Genomic DNA, 18,405 nt, shown 5'->3' on the forward strand with positions numbered 1-18,405 from the left:
GGGATTTATTCATCCAGGCTGGTTGTGTTCATTTTTTAATTAGTTACTGCAGGCGCACCCAAACAATGGTTCCTTCCATTTTCACCGAGGCTACGGCTTCGTAGACCTGTGCATCCGTGACAGTGCCGGTGACCATTTTTTGAGATGAATATTGTCCGCGTGAGGGAATGCTGAAACCGGAAGGAGTGGATGCGTAACCTGCGATGTATGGAACGCCACTCCCCTTTGGCCTTTGTGCCGTGACGAATGCCTGATATGGCAGAGACAGGGAGCCATACCCACCCGCCTGGCCATAACCAATAGTTGGACCACCATAAGCACCGGTATCCTGCGGCCGCTGAGGCTCGAAAATAATCGGTGCCTGACCGGTTAAATCCTCCAGAATATCGATAATCGCCTGGCGGGTTCCTCGCTCACGGAACAGGTTTATTTTTATCTGGTTCCTGAATAAATCATCTGCCTGCCCGCCGCTTCGCTTTAAATTATTCCCAAAGAAGTCATGCGCGGTGAGGTCAAGCCATCCATCGGTTGCAGTGCTCATTCGCGTCTGGAGCTTCGCGTAAACATATAGCGAATAACACCACGCAAGAGCACTTGAACAGGCGGTAAGCACGCCATTTAAAAATGGATTTAGCTCACCAAACCATGTTGGCGGAAGCAGCCCTTTCAGGCGGGTAAAGATGTCGTCCTGATCGCCTGTAGCCATTTAGCTCACCGCAATTGTTCCGGCGCGGATGACCTGCTTGCCTGAAGCTGCTAGGTCTGCCGTTCCTGAGTTTAGAGTTACAGAAGATACGTTTGTGACGAGAGGGCTGGCGCCGTATGCCACTGTGGCCAGCTGCGTGTAAGTTAGTAATTGGCCCAGCGACAAACTGGCGATGTACTCCTGTATAGCGGCCTGCGCCAGTGACACAATTGCAGAATGACTGCCAGACGGGTCAGAAGTAATCGTCATTGAGACGTTTGCGGTTAACACTGATGGCGGAAACACGCCGAACGTCGTGGTGAAGCCTCTCACAGCATCAATTGCTGAATATACCTGATCCAAAAACGTGCTCGTGGGGGTTCCGCTTCCATCATCAACTACTGCATAAAAGTATCCGGGCTGAGCAGTGCCGTTGTAGGCGATGTTTTCAGTCAGCGTATACGTCACGCCGCTCTGCATGCTGGAGATTGCATAGCCAATTGCCGCCTTGGTTGCTTTTGACAAAGAGGCAATCCAGAGGACAAATCGCGCCCTGAAATCAGTATCACTTTCAGCATCTTTGCCATTAGTGAATGTTGTACTGTTAGTCACCGTGTCCACATACTGGATTGAGCCTGAAATCACGGTGATGGTTCCAGCCTGAGCGTTGCCCGCGGCCCCGGCGGTATTGGCCTGCACAGGCACAGACAGGGAACTAACGCCGGCCGCAATGATGTATCCCACCTGTACTGAGTCGTAAGCGGCATTGGTGGTATCTGTTGTAACGGTAAATGCCTGGGTACCATCAGTGGTTGTTACCGAGGAACCCACAGCGATCAGAGCCTGATTTGTTGCAGTAAATCGGCTGAAGGTTACGGGACCGGTTGACTGTACCGCTGATAGCCTAGAAAAGCTGAAATCTGCCATCCACGTATCAAGGTCTTCACCGGAACACGTTGCTGCCCGGGTAGTAACCAGAAGATTGACGATCAGCTGCTGAATCCACATCGCCACGCCAGCATTTGATTCAGTAATTGAGCGAAGGATGCTGCCAATTACCAGGTCAACAAGCCCCGCCGCGCTGGCCTGCATAGCAGTTACCTGATCGCTAACCAGCGTTGCGAATGATTTAATATTGAGTGATGCCACGCGATTACCTCGTTACGTCAAAGCTTAATGTTGCAGGAGTGCCAGTGGTGGCGTCGGTGTACTTGATGTCTACAGTGACACCCATATCGATGATGGTCAGGTTCACAGCCGGTGCCGGGGTAGTGGCGACAACATCCTCAAGCAGCATTTGCCCAAGGATTAACGCTTTCCACTCATTAGGCCTAACGCTTTGCCCTACCTTCCGGCCCAGTCCGGCGCCATATTGAGGATGAAAGACGTAATCGCCTGGGTTGGTCATTAGTCTCCGAAGAATGCGCTGCTTTCCGCGTTCGGTGTCAGATGCAGGGCGCAGGTCTCCCGTCGGTGAGGTTGAAATATCCCCACCTATGTAGTGCCAGATGTCGTACATGATTCACCCTTAGGTTAGTTGCTGGTTCGGCTTGCTGGTTATGCCGCCGCCGTCACCGTTTTCTGGGTGCGTGTGTCCGTTATAGGTCAGGCGAATTTTCTGAACCGTGCCGTATAAACCATTGCTGTCGGTGATGTCCTTCACCACTTTCAGGTTTTCATCTATCAGAACGTCTCCGCCGGTAAAGTGATGAGCAGGGGCATCATAAGTTATCTTCACCGCCGAGCCGACCTGCACCTCTCCGGTGTTGAGAAACTTCAACATTGAGCCTGATTTGTGAATCAGCCAGAACTCCCCCGATGGCGGCCCCGGGCAGCGGTCCTCATCGTTATAGAACTGTCCCGCTGCCATGCCGGCGCCCATCAAGCCAGAATCAAACTCAACCTCAACTGCAGCGCCAATCATTGGCCCCGCTGCCAGCCCCCACCCATCACCAACCCATGGCGAACTTAGCTGTATCCAGCCCGTTTCCTCACCTGTTGGTTGAAGCTGAACCTTCACCGCATAATTAACCGGATCGTAAGCAGTAATAACGCCCTGCCGCGTGCTGCTTTGCCCTGCCCCGGATTGCTGCGCCTGCGCGGCCATTGCATTCAGTAATGCTCTCACTCTGATACCTCCAGTGCTGGGCTGTGATTCTTGCCTGATATGCTCATCGCATAACCGGACTCCCAGCTCAGAGTGCGTCGAACACTATCGCAGTAATAAAGCTGATCAAACGGACTCGCTGTGCCTTCGATACGCACCATAGTTTGTGGCATAAGAAAGTTATCGCCGGCGGTCGAGCCGCTGAATTTCATCTCATGCTGAATGACCTGCTGATATATGGTCTGCGCCAGTGCAGCAGCTGACTCCGGAGAGAGCCCATTGCGGATAACCCGGTAAATCTGAGTTTTGGCAGTTGCATTACCCGGTGTGGTTCCTTTGGCATTCTTAGGGTAGGAAGCAACGAATTGCTTATTCTTTCTCTTGGCGTTCCAGCTCAACACCTCAACAGTGACACCCTTTGATATCGTCAAGGCACGCGAGAAAGACAAGTCATCAGACATATTGCACTGCGGGTAAGCTAATGCCCCCGGCGGCTGCCAGCGAATTACGTAGTTATCGGCTTTTGCAGGGTCTTTCGTTGGCTGGAAATAGAGGGTTTCACCTTCCACCCAGACTGAGAAGTTTTCAATAGCAGCCAGCGTTGTCAGCAAGTCCCATTCGGTTTGTTCGCCGGTGAGGTGGGCTGAATCAATCTGGTAAAATTCACCGAAGCGCTGCGTTGTTGGGGTAACCGCCGCTTTCAGGCCGTGGCGCTCAGCCAGCATCGTTGCGATTTGCGAACTGGTGTAGTTTTTGAAGCTTTCACCGGCTGACTTGGCATCGATGAAGAGAGCAATGAAATCGCGGCCATCTGCAGTGATTTCGAAGCGCGCCGGGTCGTAATGCCAGTTATCGATATTCCCGATAATCAGCTTCTTTTCGTTCGTTCCTGATTTAGTAATTATTGAGGCAGACAACTCGACCTTAATCGTGGTTTGCACAGCCCAGTAATTCAGTAATCCCATAGTGGCAGGGAGCGCTGATATCGCCAGTACAAGATCAAAGGTAGAAGCCCCTCGAAAGCCATTACTCTCGACACTGAAGGATACAAACGGCACTTCAACCCCATTCAAAAGACAACGCCCGCTGATATGGCGGGCGCTGGATTCAGTTATTGCGTTGTTAACATCCATGGCTAACTCGTCGGATTAGAGGGTATGGTGAGCGTGTTGATGCCAGTTAGTTGCGGGTCAGTAAGGTTGTTGGCCGAAGCAATGCTGCTCCAGAGAGAGGCATCTCCGTACTGGTCAGAAGCAACCTGGTAAAGATTGCCGCCAGACAACGTTACCGATCGGACGCCATCAGCAGTCTGCCCTGAATCTACGTTTTTATTTAGCCGGCCAAGCACGCTTTGAAGATTGTAGAGCGCCGGTATTTTCATTGACTGATCAGCCTGCGATAACAGGTTGCTGATGGTCTTCGAAATCGGATTGCCCGGAACAAGCCCGCCCAGGGTCGTGATGTCATTAGCAGCGGATTCAAGTTGCCCGATTTGCTGCTGAATAATCACCTGCGCGGCTACGATCGGCCTGACAACAGATTGAACTTGCTCAACCGTGGCATGAGCGAAGTCAGTCACCTCTTTAACAGCGCTTTGTACGGTCGTGACAGCGCTTGTAACGCTATCAACGTCTATGATTTCAGCGAGGCCAAGGGATTTCCCTATATCGCTATCAATTAGTCCCTCAAGCGCCCCGGTTAATGCATCCACCTTCAGTGGCGAAGCATTGTTGCTAACGATCGCCACCTCAATCGTGAATGGTCGCCGGTAGATGAACTCATATACCGGAGTGAACGAGGTTATAACCACCGTGAAGCTGTAATTATCCAGCGTCAGGGTTAACTGCTCCCCGGCGTCACGCATCCGCTCGAGCGCGCTGACACGATCGCCGGACTGAGAACCGGTGATGATGCCAGACCATGATAGCGGGTCATATTCGATGCCGAGAACGTCAATAGTTCGCTTACCACCAATCATCTGGTGAAGAACGGTCTTCTGCCTGCCGGGTATGGCGATGCGCTCAGGGACTTCGAAATCCAGAAACTCGAAATCCCCAAGTACTACACGGGTCACAGAGGGGTCATAGCCCTGCGAGAAATTGTTCAGTGCGCTGATAAAAGACATATTTGCTTCCTTAAGAGGAATTTTAAGCACGCATTAACTGATCAAATGTCAGGATTACTTTCAACATCAGTTAAGAATATCTTTATTGTTCGGATAATTCTTAAGGATAAAAAATGTTACACACAGCTCACTTTTTATGCCCAGTAACAGCTCAAACTGTTTCCTTATTTCAGCAATGTTGCTTGCAGGCAATTGGCAATGGCGCCACCTCATTAAATGTGCATATTTCAAGCGGTGGAGGAGACCTCATTTCAGGTTTTACCGCCTATCATTTTTTGAAATCTCTAAGCATTCCGGTGATCACACATAACATCAGTAACGTCGAGTCAGTAGCAAACATCATTTTCATGGCTGGCTCAGAAAGACGTACAAACCCCGGTTCAAGGTTCCTGCTCCACCCCCTACATTGGGGATTCTCTACTCCCGCCGCCGATCATGCCAGAATCGCTGAATGGTCTAAGTGTCTTGATAACGATTTCGAGCGTTTTGTTGAGATTCTCAACAGCGAAACGCAAAGAAGCGATATCAATTGGGGCGACATGATCAACGCTGCCACTATATTGGACGCCGATGCAGCCACCTCTAGCGGTATGGCCACATCTGTGGCAAGAGCAACATTGAGAAATTCCGCTGCTAACTGGTCCGTTACCTGCTGATATAGATGTTCTTCATTTAAAAACCCGCCAAATGGCGGGTTACTGACTTGATAGCTTGCTTACCTGACCCGGATAGGCCATGAGCATGGATGAATCAAATGCGCTGGTTGAAGAAGGAGCTTTTGTTGCCTGCTTGCTCATACCCCCGATTACTGTTGCAACAAGTACCTGCCTGCCCTCATGGGTGAGTAACAGATTCACGGGTTGATTGCTGGCAGAAGACACTTTTGGTGGTACAGAAGGGTAGCGCCCCTTCTCTGCGTCGAAATCAGCTTGGGATGGACTCCAGGGTTTATAGCTCCCTCCATTAGCTTTCGCGTTCTCATGGGCAAGGCGATCGCGCTCTGACATTTCAGCGGACTGGGATGCAATTTGATCGTATCCCTTCCCTTCAGCCATTGCCTTAATGCGTCGATAAATTTCGACACCTGAACTTGCAATAGCATAACCAGCAGCGGTGATAACCGTATTTTGCAGGCCACTTAAAGCAGACCCGAGCTTAGGCAACCCCTCCGCGCCAGTAAGAAACTTAATCGGCGTGAAAAGAGCCGAGGCTGCATGCTTCATGGCCCAAATTCCACCGCGTAATATCGCCAAGCCAGTCACCGCAAGTGCTGCCTGAGCGACGAACTTAGCCAACTCTGGGTTCTTATGGGCAATATCAGTCATACGCTGCATAACTGACGTTAGTCCCTCAAGCCCTTTAGTGAACGTGTCCAGCAAGCCGCCGTCTTTACCCATGACCAACTGCAAGTTCTCCCATTTTTTCTGGAAGTCGATCATCTTGCCATTATAAGTCCCGCCCACCGCACCGTAAGCCGAGTTCAGCCCTCGAGCCTTGTCGTATGAGTCTACGGAGTGATGAATGGTCCCCATCTGTTTATCGATGAGGTTAAACATTTTGCCGCCGGTTCGGCCAAATATCAGGGCGTTCTCACGCTGAATTTGATCTTCGGTGTAGTTATTCTTTTGGTAGATTGGAAGAATCATCTTCTCGTAGTAATCAACCGGTGACTGGCTGAACAGTTGAGAGTTAATGAGAGGATTGCCGAGGAAGCGCTTTATGCCTCCCATTTTGTTCAGCTCGATTTTATTGGCGTCCCACACTCCCATTTTCATCAGGTCGTGCGTCACCTGATTAGGTAGCTTCACGATGCCGTTTAACCGGTTATAAGATGTCATGAGTGCATCACCGGCCGCACTGCCCTTCAACTCGCCGATAATCGGCTCAAGTTCAGCGAATAGTGCCTTATTGCTAAGGTTGAATGCTGAAGTCCCTGCCTTCGCCATAAATTGGCGGTATTGAGTGAAGTCGACGTTACCGCCAGAAGACTGGATCGCCTTAAATCCTGCATCCATCAATTCGTTAAATCGCTGCGGGCTCTTCAGACCACCTGCTGTTTCAACAAAACGGAGCATGTCCATCTGCTTAGCCGTGGTCATTTCTTTCGTGTGCTCATCAAGCCCCTGTGACGCAAAATTAATGCGTGCCAGGACGGGTGCGGCCAATTTTGCAGCCTTCAATTGCTCCTCAATGGAGTGAGCACCTGATTCACGGAATACACCCTGGGCCTCGGTGAAATACTTGAGCATGTCAGTGGTAGACGTGCCGAGTACTTTTGTGGTTTCTGAAAAATTCTGTGCATCCTTTAACGCCGCAGCCCCCATGCCGTATTGATTGAACTTCTCAGACATGGTTTCGTATTTTGCAGCCTCATTAACAAACCCATCCAGCATCTTGAAACCCAGATAACCGGTCGCAAGATTTGTCATGCCATCAGCATGAGAGCCAGGACCGAAGCCGCGATTGGATGAGCCATTGCCTCCGCCACCAGATCCGCCACCGCCCCAACCACCTGGTGGGACACCATTATTCCATCCGCCCCATTCGCTTCCCTGGCCTTGTGGCCCAGGCAAGGCCATTAGTCCATTACCCCGACGAGCTCCGCCACCGCCGCCAGCACTACCAGCCGATAATGCAAATGCACCTGCAGCCATTGCTGGGAATGCAGATCCGCTGCCATAACCACCGGTCAGCGCAGGAAGATTTCGGGTGGCAGTACTGGCTCTTTGTGCATGATCCGCTGCAGAACGCATAGCACTGGCATATTCATTCGCACCGCGCGTCGCACCTGAAAACTGGTTATTCATTACGCTGTTCATGGAGCGCATTGCCGAGGTAGCTTCTTTGGCTGCACTGGTTACAGTCTTGATATTTTTCGCCATCTCAACGAATTTCTTATTGAGCTGGATGGCATCACGGCTAACCTGCAGCATGTTTCGGGTGATCTGGTCATCAAGGGCGATGCGAACAGCTACGCGATAAGCCTGAACATCCATAGAAACCTCTTTGTTTGGGCATAAAAAAACCCAGCTCATTGGCTGGGTCTGAGATGTATTTAGCGAGAGCTAATTACTAAAGCTTAATCTCACATGCTGTAGCGAACTGGTTAACAGCTTTGCTGGAACCAGAAACATTTGCTGTTACTGAGTGTTGCCCGATGACATCGCTGGAAATCCCAACTATCATCTTCGATTTAGCCTTTGCAGCCTCTTTCAAAATTTGAGTTATGATGTCTTTGTCATCAACTCCAGCCTGAATATATTTATCATTTCTTTCTTCAAATGATGATTTCATTTTTTTTATATCACCCGAATCAATCTTGACAAACATATCTACTGGTAGATGGGAGGCTTTTTCAGGCTGATTAGAGCGCTCGATATACGCGAAGGAGAGTTCATTTTTTGTGCAATCAAATATAAGTGCGCTACTGTCGTTGTAATCTCCGATTGAAGCAACCATGGTCGCTTTCTTACCACCAGAGAAGATGTCGTCGTCTACACTAGTTGCCCATTGGGCGTGTGCCACACCTGTTATAGACGCCAATAAAATCACTAATCCTATCTTCTTCATATCCCTGCCCCAAGAGTAATGTTCGGAGTAATCCTAAAGGGAGTCTTATGCAAATGGAAGCAAAAAACCCGCGAGTGCGGGTTGTTTCAATCAATCTTGGAAATTCTTAGCCTAACAATTTCGCATACTGTGAGCCTAACTTTGGCACACAAATTCCTGGCATCATAGGACCTAGACCAGTGGCATAGCCAGTTTTCCAAATCTTCCGCGTCGTACTCTTTTTTTGCCATACCTTCAGCAATGGTCACTACTTCATGGTCGGGAGCCGTCAACTCGTAACCATTTATGAGCAAAAAGATGTAACCAGACATCATAGCTGTGCGCTTGTTGGCGTTAGCGAAAGGATGATTTTGAATGAGGCTTTCAATGAGTGCTGCAGACAGATGAAACATGTCATCTGTCTGCTCATAATATCTGATTTGGCTTGGTCTTGCTTGGGATGAACCTAATCCATTGAGGTTTAGGATTTCGATAGGCTCATTAGGAGTTTGGGCCTCGATCAATGACGTATTGATATAGACAATATCATCAACAGACAGGTAGTTAACTCCATCAACATGCTCTGCCATGTGTATTCACTTACACCTTAGATAGGTCTTCCATAGCTTTTTCGTAGCGCGCGAAACCAAAGCCAAAAGCATTTTTGACCTGATCAAGATGAGTCGTATCATCACTCATTGCCGCTTGCGGAGATGCTACGATGCTCTTGTCACGAGGCGGAATGTACAATCTCTCTACCTTTTTTTGTGCGTGACCCATGGGTATACCCTCTCAAATTACTTAAAGCAGCCGATGCATAATGACTCAGCTAGTTGGTATCGTTTCCGATACCGGATAGAAGTGATTCTATAGCTGCAACGTGCAAGTTGCAACCAGACAAGTTTTTATCACTGCGATAGAGACTCTGAATGGAAGTTTGAACACCCCATTTTTTACATATACCTAAAGCAGCATTCAAAATGGAACTCTCTACGGCCTTCTCATGAGCTTTAATGCCCATATAAAATCATCAATTTTTCGTAGTGCGAGATTTTTCTTGTAAGAGCCTCCTCGCCTTCTTCGCCATGTAGTCATCAGTAAGCTTTGAAGCCAGTCGTGATAGCCAGCCCAATTGCATCCATCAGAGGGTCAATCTTCCTGACGTATGCGGGGCCAATGAATGGCCTTGGCGGGATGCGGTCTGTGCCAACTTCCTGCCACAATCCGATTTCGCTTTTGGTCCCTACTATTGCCGCCAGCCCCACTACCTGACTTTCAATTGTGTCGCGAAGCTCTCCGGAACGAAGTAATGGCTCATTGGCTGAGTATCCAGCTGATAAACGCCCTGCCATTGTTGAGTCAGCGAGTTGCGCCCAGGCATCGAAAGAGCCAACGGCAGGCTGGTAAATGCCCAGCTCTTCTTTTGCCGTTTCCTCAATGTCCTTGACGATCAGCTTAAACTGACTTTCAAGGCCAATCGCAATTGCAGCGGAAGACTGAGCAATCTCTCTTGCGAACATATCAAGATCCATCACGTGCTCTCCTCCCACTGCCGGGTTGTCCAGTTGTAAACGCCGCCCTCAAACTCTCTGGTTACAACACCCATCGCTATCCGCTCATGAGGGAGTAATTCATTCAAGCCAGGGAAAATCACGCTGAAAGGAACCCCTGACTTCATCAGCCAGCACTGGTTAACGAAGCCGGGGTTCTGGGCTAGTTTTTTGCTGCGGCATCCACTGCGTCAGCTGCGCTTTCTTCTTCGCTCTTAACCCGGAGATATTTGGTGACGGCCTTCAAACCTTCCTTGCCCAAAATCGAAAGCATCGTTTCAACCTGCTTTGCGTTCTGCGGAACCGCATAATCATCGCCATCAATTTCAGCTACCGCGGCAACGGGGAATGCATACAGGTTCATATACATCACGTTCATTGCCATCTCCGCACCGACCGCAACGGTCAGGCGAGACTCCTGAAGCGGATCCAGTTCGCGCAGTGTGATTAACCTGCCTTTTGAGTCTTTCACCTGGTTATCTTTTACTGCCGGTGCCTTCACTTCTTCATCTTTGGTTTCGTGCACTGTTACCTGAGCCATTTATTTTCCCTTAGTTAACTTTTTTGCGGCGGTTTGCGGTGAATGCCAGTGTCTGGCTGACGGTCTTTTCACCCTGTTTGTTACCAGCATCGGTGAGGTGGAATGACACGCCTTCATAACGGTAAACGCTGAGGGTACCATTTGATTCAGTGATGCTTTCTGTGATGGTGCCGCGTTGCTGATCGATACCGTTGAAGTAGTTCTCTTCCCACTGCGCCCAGAAGTCATCCAGCGTGCCGTCCATACGCTCGGCGGTGATAGTGCCGTTCCAGCCGATCGGGATTTGCAACTCATCACTCACGCCATTCAGCGGGGTGATTTTCTGGTTGGAGACCTGTGGCTTAGCGTCGAAGGTCATAATTTTCGGGATGCGAAGCTTGCCGGTAGGCGTGTTGATATCAACGGCGACGTCGCGGCCCAGAGTGTAGCCAAGTTGCGGCATGGTAATTCTCCAAGAAGAAGCCCCGGATTAGCAGGGCTAAGGTTGTTAGCTGGATGGGGTATTGGAAACCGCGATTGAAACGCTGCCACCACCTTCCAGATTCACCAGGAAGTAGCGCACCACGTTGAGGTATTTGACCTGCACGTCAGCCACCATGTAACCCAGTGCAACGCGGGAATCTGGGTTATTAGAAGCATCCAGTTTCACGGAGAAGGCCGGGCCGCCGTTCGGGTCACCAATCATCTCTGCATCTTCGAGGGATGTGAGGAATGACTCGATGGTGCTCTTCGTTTCCCTGCGCAGTTCGGTTGTCTGGTTCTGGCCCACAACATCACCAAAGCTTGCCGCGATGGTCAGCGATAAGTAGTTGGTCATGCGGGTGTAAGTGTCATCGTTCTGGCTCTGCACTGAGCTGGTATTCCGGCCGGAACGCATGCCGAAATAGTTTCCGCCAGGGCACGGGTTTGTGATGACGTCCAGACGAGCAGAGTTGATCGCACCAATCTCAGGGATTGAGTAAGGCTGATTTGCCAGTTGGCGCTGCGTTGCGATGATGGTGCTGATCCGCTTATTCAGCGTGGAAATATGCGGTGACCGGGACGCGATATTAGCTGCTTCGAAAGTTGCCGGCGAAATCATCCGGTTCACACCGTTCACCGTGTCTTTCCAGTACGGCCAGTCACCGACGATCACTTTCATGTGCCAGTCATCAACACCGGAAGTGTTGAGCAGTGTTGAAAGTGCCGAATAGGTCGTACCAGCCACACCCTGACTGATACCAAATGAACCTTCCGCTGCAGCAAAAGTTGCCATAGTCGGCCAGGCCGTTGAATCAGTCAGATCTGCCAGGTTGATTACCTGAGAATTGGTGCCGCGCAGCGCATACATACCCTTACGGGTAGTACTGGTGCCATCCGTACCCAGAAGCGTGGTATCAGTGATGGTCGCAGTGCCATCGGTGCCGCCCGCCATGGTATAGCTTGCGACAACATTCGGCACTGCGGTACTGGTTCCGATCGTTGCAATCGCTAACTGACTTGCTCCACGAACGCTTGTTTGCCCGTTATTCACAGCACTCAGCATGTTTGCCCATAGAGTCGCGCCGGTACCGGTGATGTTATCGAACACTTCAGCACTCTGGCCCGGCAGGTTGATCGTAAGCTTGTAAGAACTTACTGCTGTACCAGCCGTTACTGCTGCCTGAATGCTATTCCCACGCGTACCGGTATAAATGGCGGTCAGTGTGATACCAGTCACTGGAGTTGACGCCGTATCCTTCAGAGCGATACTGGCTGCCATATCGGTGCCGTCGGTCACGCGAACGCAGTTAAGATTAGTCGCGCCCAACTGAAGAGAGATTGAGACGGCCGTTGAAAGGTCGTATTTACGGTTCTGCGGAGATCCGAGATAGAGCGACTGGTCAGTATCCGAACCAACCAGAAACGCGCTGTTAACCGGGCCCCAACTGCCAATGCCGACAATACCAAGGCCGTCAGTCGCAACGCCATTGATGTATCGCGTTTTCGGTGCCACAACCTGAACATACAAATCAGGGGCCGTGAGCGCCGTAGTGTTTAAACTGCCAGATTGGTAAATCGGCATGTTCTTCTCCAAATACAAAACCCGCCACATTGGGCGGGTTGGGATGTCACAGGGGGTGAATTACGCGGCGCGCTTGATCACGTACACGGCCTGCTCACCTTCGAGGATTTCTTTGATCGTTGCTGAGTCGCTAATCTCTTCACCAACCTGATAGTCAGCAAAGGCATGGCGAACCACCAGGATGTAGCCTGGCCCTTTCGTATCAGCCTTAGCGACTGGCGCTGTTTCTTCTGCAGAATCTGCCATTTCTTACTCCAGAATGGTTTTAATGAGGTTGCCTGAGGTGTCGGTAATATTCATCACAGGAGCGATAACCTGCGGCGCTGCAATGGTTTGAGTTGTGGCGTAGTTGACGGTGTAAATCAGGTCGCGGCGATAAACGAGGTAGTTCTCGCTGGCATCAGTATCAAACTGGCGCTTATAAAGTATGTAGGCCGGGGCAAAGTCGCCCAGTGAAACATTGCTCTCTTCTGACAAAGCAGAGTCAAGAGCCGGGCCTATCAGGGAGCGCATTTGTGGTGAAGGCGCCCAAACGGTTATCTGAAAGTCCTTCTCCTGCCTGCGAAGTTCTCTCGAAGCCGTGCCCACGCCGCCAGTACGCGCAATAATGGTTCTGGCATCAGGAATGCTAATGACCGGCCCTGCATTACTCGCGCCAGGTATCTGGGATGCCATGGCGGTAGCTACTGAGGTAAGTGAATCGCCCCCCTGAACCGGATAGTGATATCCAACGCCATCAATCAGAAAGTAAACGTTCGTCGGCAGCGATACGGCACCGGAAAGAGTCACCTGCTGACCTGATACCGTTGCGATCATCGGAGGTTCGCCTGTACTGATTACCCGGTAAGGGCGCCCCAATTCACTGCCAATCTTCCGCTCAGTTGGTAATGCCCATACCGAGATATGAGCCCCGCCGGCATTGATATCCTGCTGCAATATGTTGGGAACCGGCCAGCCAGGGTAAATCTTGATGACTGCATTTGCGATGCTTAGTGATGCAGTGCCATTCGGATATACCGTGGCAGCCACTTTCGCGGCGATCACATTGCTTACTTCTGATTGGTCAGCCATATCACACCATTGCCTGCATCGCGGTCACGCGCCAGCCCATATCGGTTAGTTCAGCACTTGAGATGACATAGCGGCGCTCAATATCGTCGGTGATAATGTCGCTGGTACGCAGAGTGATACCCGGATAAGCGGGAAACAGGATTGCATACCATGGCGTTTTTGCATCAGCCGGTAGATTCAGGGAGCTTTTCTCCCCTTTCGTACCCTGCAGGATGCTGGCAGGCCAGCCAGACATAATCGCCAACTCGTTAGCCGCGGTTGTGCCTCCATACCCCTGTAGCCCACCACTCCCCGGCTCCTGCGTTGTCCGAAGAACCTTTATGATTCTGTTGGTCTGAACGCAATAGATAGGGAGAGTGGTTTGCATTGCGGCCACAAAGAAAGTGCCATCCTGAGGGGAAACCAGAAAATCACCGGTTAGGAACTCACGCCCATCAAACACACCTAGCCACGTAGCCTGCCCGTATTTATTCGGTGCGCTGTATGAGAAATTCGTGGTGAAGGATGCCGGCAGCGTTTGAAGTGATTCATTTGCAAGCGGATCCGCTGCACTTGTTGCCCTGAACTGCTGAGCATCATAACCGATACGCTTCGCCGCTTTACCGTAGCCGATATAAACCTTACTTCTCAGCTTTGCAGCATCCATATCACCCCCTGATAACTTGAGTGATACCGTTGCCCAGTGATGGTCCCGGAGCTATGCCGATGAAACCACAGAGCTGGCGACGCCACTGCGTGTAAAGCTTGGTGCGGTCACGAACTTCGTTTTTGTTGTGATACCACACCGCAGCCTGGTCTGTATCGAGGTTGTCGCCAGACGCCGGGATTGCGTCCTCGAGAGTAGCCAGTGTCGTGAGGTATTTAACGACGATTGTTTCCTCTTCCGGGCGCAGAGTTTTAAGGCGATGAGCTAAAGTCTGCCATGCACCAGCAGAAACCCAGCCATAGGCTGAGTCGCTGTTGTCATCAGCAACTATATCGCCAAGCATTGAATAACCCATATATCGCCGCGTGTCGGCCAGTTGCTGATCGGTGAGCATTACTTCGCCTCGTCTTTCTTCTCTACCCAGCCGCCTGAATGGTAGTTTTGGACTTCATCAGGATGAACACTGGCTTCGTGGGGAGCTTCGTAGATATCCGGGTCACGCACCATCGTCACAAGCTTGACGTTCTCTTTTGCTTTTAGTGCGTCAGCGTTATCCACATTGGCGAGATCGGTGGTTTGTTTATTGGTCTGGTCGTTATTAGCTTCTGACTTGGTAGCCATGATATTTCTCCAGAGTTAAGCCGCCAGCTTCCCGGCGGCAGAGTTGTTAGCCCAGCATGATCGCGGTGTGAGCTGGCTTGATGTTCTGGCAGCCCCATGCGGCCGCAATTTCGTAGCGAACGCGACGGTACTGTTTGTACATCGAAACTTCGAACGCCATACCGGTACGCGGGTCGGTGATCATGATGCGGTCATCGGCCATATCGCCTTCTTCAGGCAAAGCAGGCGCGCGAGTTGCCAATACGATGGCAGAGCGGCTGAATGCGAAGTTAGCAGTGAAGTTGCTGGCAACGGTAATCGTCGCGCCGGTGGCAACAGCAGCACGCAGGCCAGGTGCACCGATGGTGAATGAACCACCAGAGAGCGTTGAGGTAACCACGTATTTGAATGCCCCAATGGTGACGACATCACCAACCAGAATGGTGCCTGTACCGGTCTGCGCCGGGATGACGGTAGCGCCGATCGCCAGCGCGCCATTGGTCACATAGCTCGCGCCAGTACCAGCGGTATGGGTTGCCACGCCAGCTGACTCACGAATGTTGAAACCATGCAGTTCCAGCAATGTGCCCTGGGCGCGTAACGCGGTAGTACCCGCTTCATTAGCCTTGGTCAGTTGAGCCAGGGTGCGAAGTGCGGCGCCAGAAGTCGTGTCGATAACACACTGCAGATCACTCAACGGTGCGCCGTTATCAGACAGGATTTTACGAGCCTGTGCGGTGTCGCTCAGGTTAGTAGCGAATGGCGTGGTGCCGGCGGTACCGGATGCGCGTGAAGACAGGTATGCCAGTTTGCCCAGGTCGGTTTCAATCTCGTTAACCAGCGTACGCATTGCCTGAGAAATCTGGTCGCGGCGAATGTTGCTATAACCTGGACCGTTATTGATTCCTTTCTGCTCTTCACCGCTCCAACGGAACGGAACCATACGTGATTTGGAGATAGTGAATGGTGTGTTACCAATCACCTGATCGCCGTCGTCTGGCGGAAGCTGGCCAGGGGCGACATCTTCTGCAGCTGAAGCAGGTGAGATCGGGATACGGATAGCCTGGTTAAGCGCAGCACGCTCAGCGGAAGCATCCAGAGTCACGGACGGGATAAAGCCTGCCAGTTCACGAGAAACAACATCCAGTGATTCGTACAGGTCAGGGATAAGGCCGGTGAGGGTGTTAGCCATCGAATTTGTTTCCTATTAATCGGTAATTTGAACGCCTGATTTAGCCTGGGAACTCTGCTCTGTTGGGCTGAGTGCTTCGAACTGGGCGCGGGAAATTGTTTTGCCACCCGTACCGCCATTGCCACCGCCAGAACCACCGCCTGATGCGCCGGTCCCTTTGAGGATTTGGTCTTTGTATGGGTAATGTTCGACGAGAATCCCCAGCGCTTCATCAAACCCGGCAGCTTCGCCTGGATTGCTTGCACTAAAGATTTTGTTGCCTGATTTGTCGTAGGCGATGACGTTGTCACCCTCGAGCTTGAAGTTATTACCAAAGCGGGCTTCCACCATGTCGGCGGGAATACCCATTTTTTCCGAGATAAACTTCGAGCGGGCGAAGCTTCCACCAACTTTTTCGGCGATCAGTTTGTTGCTGAGGTCATCACGTTCCTGAAGAATCGGAGCGTATTTGTCTTCAACCGCCTTGATCGCTTCAGCGCGGACTTTCTCGACTTCACCGGCATCCACCAGTTTTTTAGCGTCGAGGTTTTGAATGGTTTCGAGTGCCTTCATCGCTTCTTTTGGGTCTTTGATACCCTCAAAAGCTTTCACAGCCGTCTCAGCTGACTCCGCACGCTCACGGTGTGACTTTGCTTCACCGTTCAGGCGGGAAATCGTCTGGACAGTGCCAGGAGCGTCAAAAGCAACTTCTTTGCCATCGTCATGCACATAAACAGGCTTGCCATCGGATACAACTACATGGCCGTTTTCGTCGAGTTTCAGTTTCATATCTGGTCATCCAACCTTATCGTTAGGCCATCCGGCCCGGTGCGCCGCTCTGCATCCGCAGAATTTCGGCAATAAAAAAGGCCCACGCGTTAACGTGAGCCTGAGTCAGTCCAACCAGCGGGGTGCTAGCCGGTGAGAGTTGTGCTTACTTTGGAGGCTTTCGGCGGCTGGGATGCAATGCGCCCTTTCTCCTCCAGCCATTTAACATCGCTGTTGATCAGGCCGCGCCGCTGCATCTCGTAGAACAGAGTTTCATCTGAAAGCGTTCCGGCGACATTCATATCCATCAGCAACTCAGCGGATGCTTCGGCTAGTGTGGCCGCGCCGAAGTCACGGAAGATTGTGATAGAACCGCCTTCCTTTTCGCCTATCCACTCAGCCATATATTCGAGTGCGAGATTTGTAGCGTCTGTAAGGTCACCTACTATGCGCTGTAATGCACATGTACCGGCCTCATTATCAGCCACAGTCTGAACAACCGTTTGCCGTCCAGGCTTCACAACAAGTAGCTCAGCACCGATTTGCCGCATCTTGTCCTCAAGGTCGAGGATATCAACACGGCCGGCTTCAATGGCCTTGCCGGTATGTTCGACGTACTTAAGATCAGCGCCCTCTTCATCAGAAACTATCGCTGAGGCGGCACCTACCGTGATCGGCCCATCACCCAACTTTCTACCGAAGAGGACCGGTACGCGGGCAACGTGAAGGATTGTCTGCTGGTCGCTTTTAGACTGCCAGTGCTCAACATTCAGGAAGGCCAGTTCAGCCATTGGCGGCTTGGACTGCATGAATCCCAGTCGGTCACCATATACCGGAACGAAGGTTATCTTCTGCAGGCTGGTTGTGCCCTCCTGATGCAATGTCCACTCTATGGCGCCAGTCGTCTCGTTTTTCTTCTCACGATAGGTTCGCCACCGGCCGATATTCAACACCCTGACTTGCTCAATTTGTTTCTCAGCAAACTCATTTAGCGGATCACGTTCTGACACCACTTCAACGAAGCGGAGCATGGTGAATGTCTCCTGACCATCAATCCGCTTTGAGTCGAAGTCCAGCAAGCTGTTGCCGGCTATCTTGGCAAAGTAAGGCCTTAGCCCACGGCGCTTCTCCTCAGCTACCGTCAGGTTTCCTTCAGTGGGTGGATGCTCAACCAGAATCCCACTCAGGCCGTACCCCATTGCCTCCTCACAAACGCTTGCAAGGAATGAGTGCAGGTTTGTTCCCTGCATATCGATATCCGGGAACATTTTTTGAATGCTCTCAGGCACCTTCTTCTCATCCCAAGTAACCGGCCGGGAAAACGGCTTTCCACTAAGCACCTCGATCGTACGGGAGAAGGCTGGGAATAGCGTGGCTGACTTCAGGCGATTTTTATAAAAGCCTTCGTCCTCATTCGGCCACTGAGGAAGATAAACCTTTCCGGCATCGCGCATTGCAGACGTACCGCCGAGTAAGGCAGTAATCATCGGCCAGCAAGTGGCGATGGCCTCGACTTTTGCTGACCTCTTGCGAACGTCATTAGTCATT

General features: G+C 51.3%; 23 protein-coding genes. 1 reads left to right on the top strand and 22 read right to left on the bottom strand.

Annotation, left to right across the window (positions count from 1 at the left end):
- Window positions 1–43 precede the first annotated feature (43 nt).
- From EBC_RS17490 to EBC_RS17515, 6 genes are read right to left on the bottom strand one after another with little or no spacing between them, the layout of a single operon-like run.
- A complete protein-coding gene (locus tag EBC_RS17490; RefSeq protein ID WP_013203176.1) occupies window positions 44–706 on the bottom strand; it encodes a hypothetical protein in 663 nt (220 codons plus the stop codon).
- Window positions 707–1,834, bottom strand: coding sequence for a baseplate J/gp47 family protein (locus EBC_RS17495; RefSeq protein WP_041692073.1), 1,128 nt, complete (start codon window positions 1,832–1,834; stop codon window positions 707–709).
- Between the two features lie 4 nt (window positions 1,835–1,838).
- Complete coding sequence (locus EBC_RS17500; RefSeq protein ID WP_041692074.1) at window positions 1,839–2,204, bottom strand: phage tail protein; 366 nt, start codon at window positions 2,202–2,204, stop codon at window positions 1,839–1,841.
- Window positions 2,205–2,213: 9 nt separating this feature from the next.
- Window positions 2,214–2,792 carry a phage baseplate assembly protein V gene (locus EBC_RS17505; RefSeq protein WP_231853670.1) on the bottom strand — a complete coding sequence of 193 codons (579 nt, stop codon included), beginning with the start codon at window positions 2,790–2,792 and terminating at the stop codon, window positions 2,214–2,216.
- A gap of 17 nt (window positions 2,793–2,809) precedes the next feature.
- Entirely contained in the window at window positions 2,810–3,925 is a 1,116-nt protein-coding gene (locus tag EBC_RS17510; protein WP_041692075.1) for a type IV secretion protein Rhs, read from the bottom strand.
- A gap of 2 nt (window positions 3,926–3,927) precedes the next feature.
- Window positions 3,928–4,917: a hypothetical protein gene (locus EBC_RS17515; RefSeq protein WP_013203181.1), complete on the bottom strand. Its 990-nt coding sequence runs from the start codon at window positions 4,915–4,917 to the stop codon at window positions 3,928–3,930.
- A 113-nt stretch (window positions 4,918–5,030) separates the two neighbouring features.
- Here EBC_RS17515 and EBC_RS17520 point away from each other — a divergent pair, with 113 nt between their 5' ends.
- The gene (locus EBC_RS17520) at window positions 5,031–5,573 is read left to right on the top strand and encodes an ATP-dependent Clp protease proteolytic subunit (protein ID WP_013203182.1); all 543 of its coding nucleotides are present in this window, start codon (window positions 5,031–5,033) and stop codon (window positions 5,571–5,573) included.
- A gap of 39 nt (window positions 5,574–5,612) precedes the next feature.
- Here EBC_RS17520 and EBC_RS17525 read toward each other — a convergent pair whose 3' ends face one another.
- From EBC_RS17525 to EBC_RS17600, 16 genes are all read right to left on the bottom strand, one after another.
- A complete protein-coding gene (locus EBC_RS17525) occupies window positions 5,613–7,913 on the bottom strand; it encodes a phage tail tape measure protein (RefSeq protein ID WP_013203183.1) in 2,301 nt (766 codons plus the stop codon).
- A 76-nt stretch (window positions 7,914–7,989) separates the two neighbouring features.
- The gene (locus tag EBC_RS17530) at window positions 7,990–8,487 is read right to left on the bottom strand and encodes a hypothetical protein (protein WP_013203184.1); all 498 of its coding nucleotides are present in this window, start codon (window positions 8,485–8,487) and stop codon (window positions 7,990–7,992) included.
- 86 nt (window positions 8,488–8,573) lie between these two features.
- Window positions 8,574–9,056 carry a type II toxin-antitoxin system death-on-curing family toxin gene (locus tag EBC_RS17535; protein WP_013203185.1) on the bottom strand — a complete coding sequence of 161 codons (483 nt, stop codon included), beginning with the start codon at window positions 9,054–9,056 and terminating at the stop codon, window positions 8,574–8,576.
- Window positions 9,057–9,066: 10 nt separating this feature from the next.
- Window positions 9,067–9,246 carry a hypothetical protein gene (locus EBC_RS17540; protein ID WP_013203186.1) on the bottom strand — a complete coding sequence of 60 codons (180 nt, stop codon included), beginning with the start codon at window positions 9,244–9,246 and terminating at the stop codon, window positions 9,067–9,069.
- Window positions 9,247–9,560: 314 nt separating this feature from the next.
- The gene (locus tag EBC_RS17545) at window positions 9,561–9,998 is read right to left on the bottom strand and encodes a phage virion morphogenesis protein (RefSeq protein WP_013203187.1); all 438 of its coding nucleotides are present in this window, start codon (window positions 9,996–9,998) and stop codon (window positions 9,561–9,563) included.
- A gap of 181 nt (window positions 9,999–10,179) precedes the next feature.
- On the bottom strand, window positions 10,180–10,557 hold the full coding sequence (locus EBC_RS17550; protein ID WP_013203188.1) for a hypothetical protein: 378 nt from the start codon (window positions 10,555–10,557) through the stop codon (window positions 10,180–10,182).
- Between the two features lie 10 nt (window positions 10,558–10,567).
- The gene (locus tag EBC_RS17555; RefSeq protein WP_013203189.1) at window positions 10,568–10,999 is read right to left on the bottom strand and encodes a hypothetical protein; all 432 of its coding nucleotides are present in this window, start codon (window positions 10,997–10,999) and stop codon (window positions 10,568–10,570) included.
- Between the two features lie 45 nt (window positions 11,000–11,044).
- Entirely contained in the window at window positions 11,045–12,601 is a 1,557-nt protein-coding gene (locus EBC_RS17560) for a phage tail protein (protein ID WP_013203190.1), read from the bottom strand.
- 60 nt (window positions 12,602–12,661) lie between these two features.
- The gene (locus EBC_RS17565; protein WP_013203191.1) at window positions 12,662–12,847 is read right to left on the bottom strand and encodes a hypothetical protein; all 186 of its coding nucleotides are present in this window, start codon (window positions 12,845–12,847) and stop codon (window positions 12,662–12,664) included.
- 3 nt (window positions 12,848–12,850) lie between these two features.
- Entirely contained in the window at window positions 12,851–13,672 is an 822-nt protein-coding gene (locus tag EBC_RS17570; protein WP_013203192.1) for a hypothetical protein, read from the bottom strand.
- Window position 13,673: 1 nt separating this feature from the next.
- A complete protein-coding gene (locus tag EBC_RS17575) occupies window positions 13,674–14,318 on the bottom strand; it encodes a hypothetical protein (protein WP_013203193.1) in 645 nt (214 codons plus the stop codon).
- A 1-nt stretch (window position 14,319) separates the two neighbouring features.
- Window positions 14,320–14,712 carry a hypothetical protein gene (locus EBC_RS17580; RefSeq protein WP_013203194.1) on the bottom strand — a complete coding sequence of 131 codons (393 nt, stop codon included), beginning with the start codon at window positions 14,710–14,712 and terminating at the stop codon, window positions 14,320–14,322.
- Complete coding sequence (locus tag EBC_RS17585; RefSeq protein ID WP_013203195.1) at window positions 14,712–14,939, bottom strand: hypothetical protein; 228 nt, start codon at window positions 14,937–14,939, stop codon at window positions 14,712–14,714. Before EBC_RS17585 ends, EBC_RS17580 begins: the two co-directional genes overlap by 1 nt.
- Before the next feature lie 46 nt (window positions 14,940–14,985).
- A complete protein-coding gene (locus tag EBC_RS17590) occupies window positions 14,986–16,110 on the bottom strand; it encodes a P22 phage major capsid protein family protein (RefSeq protein ID WP_013203196.1) in 1,125 nt (374 codons plus the stop codon).
- Between the two features lie 15 nt (window positions 16,111–16,125).
- Window positions 16,126–16,878, bottom strand: a complete 753-nt coding sequence (locus tag EBC_RS17595; protein WP_013203197.1) for a DUF6651 domain-containing protein — start codon at window positions 16,876–16,878, stop codon at window positions 16,126–16,128.
- A gap of 125 nt (window positions 16,879–17,003) precedes the next feature.
- On the bottom strand, window positions 17,004–18,404 hold the full coding sequence (locus EBC_RS17600) for a DUF4055 domain-containing protein (RefSeq protein WP_013203198.1): 1,401 nt from the start codon (window positions 18,402–18,404) through the stop codon (window positions 17,004–17,006).
- Window position 18,405: the final 1 nt, after the last annotated feature.

The organism is Erwinia billingiae Eb661 (assembly GCF_000196615.1).
Lineage (GTDB): Bacteria > Pseudomonadota > Gammaproteobacteria > Enterobacterales > Enterobacteriaceae > Erwinia > Erwinia billingiae.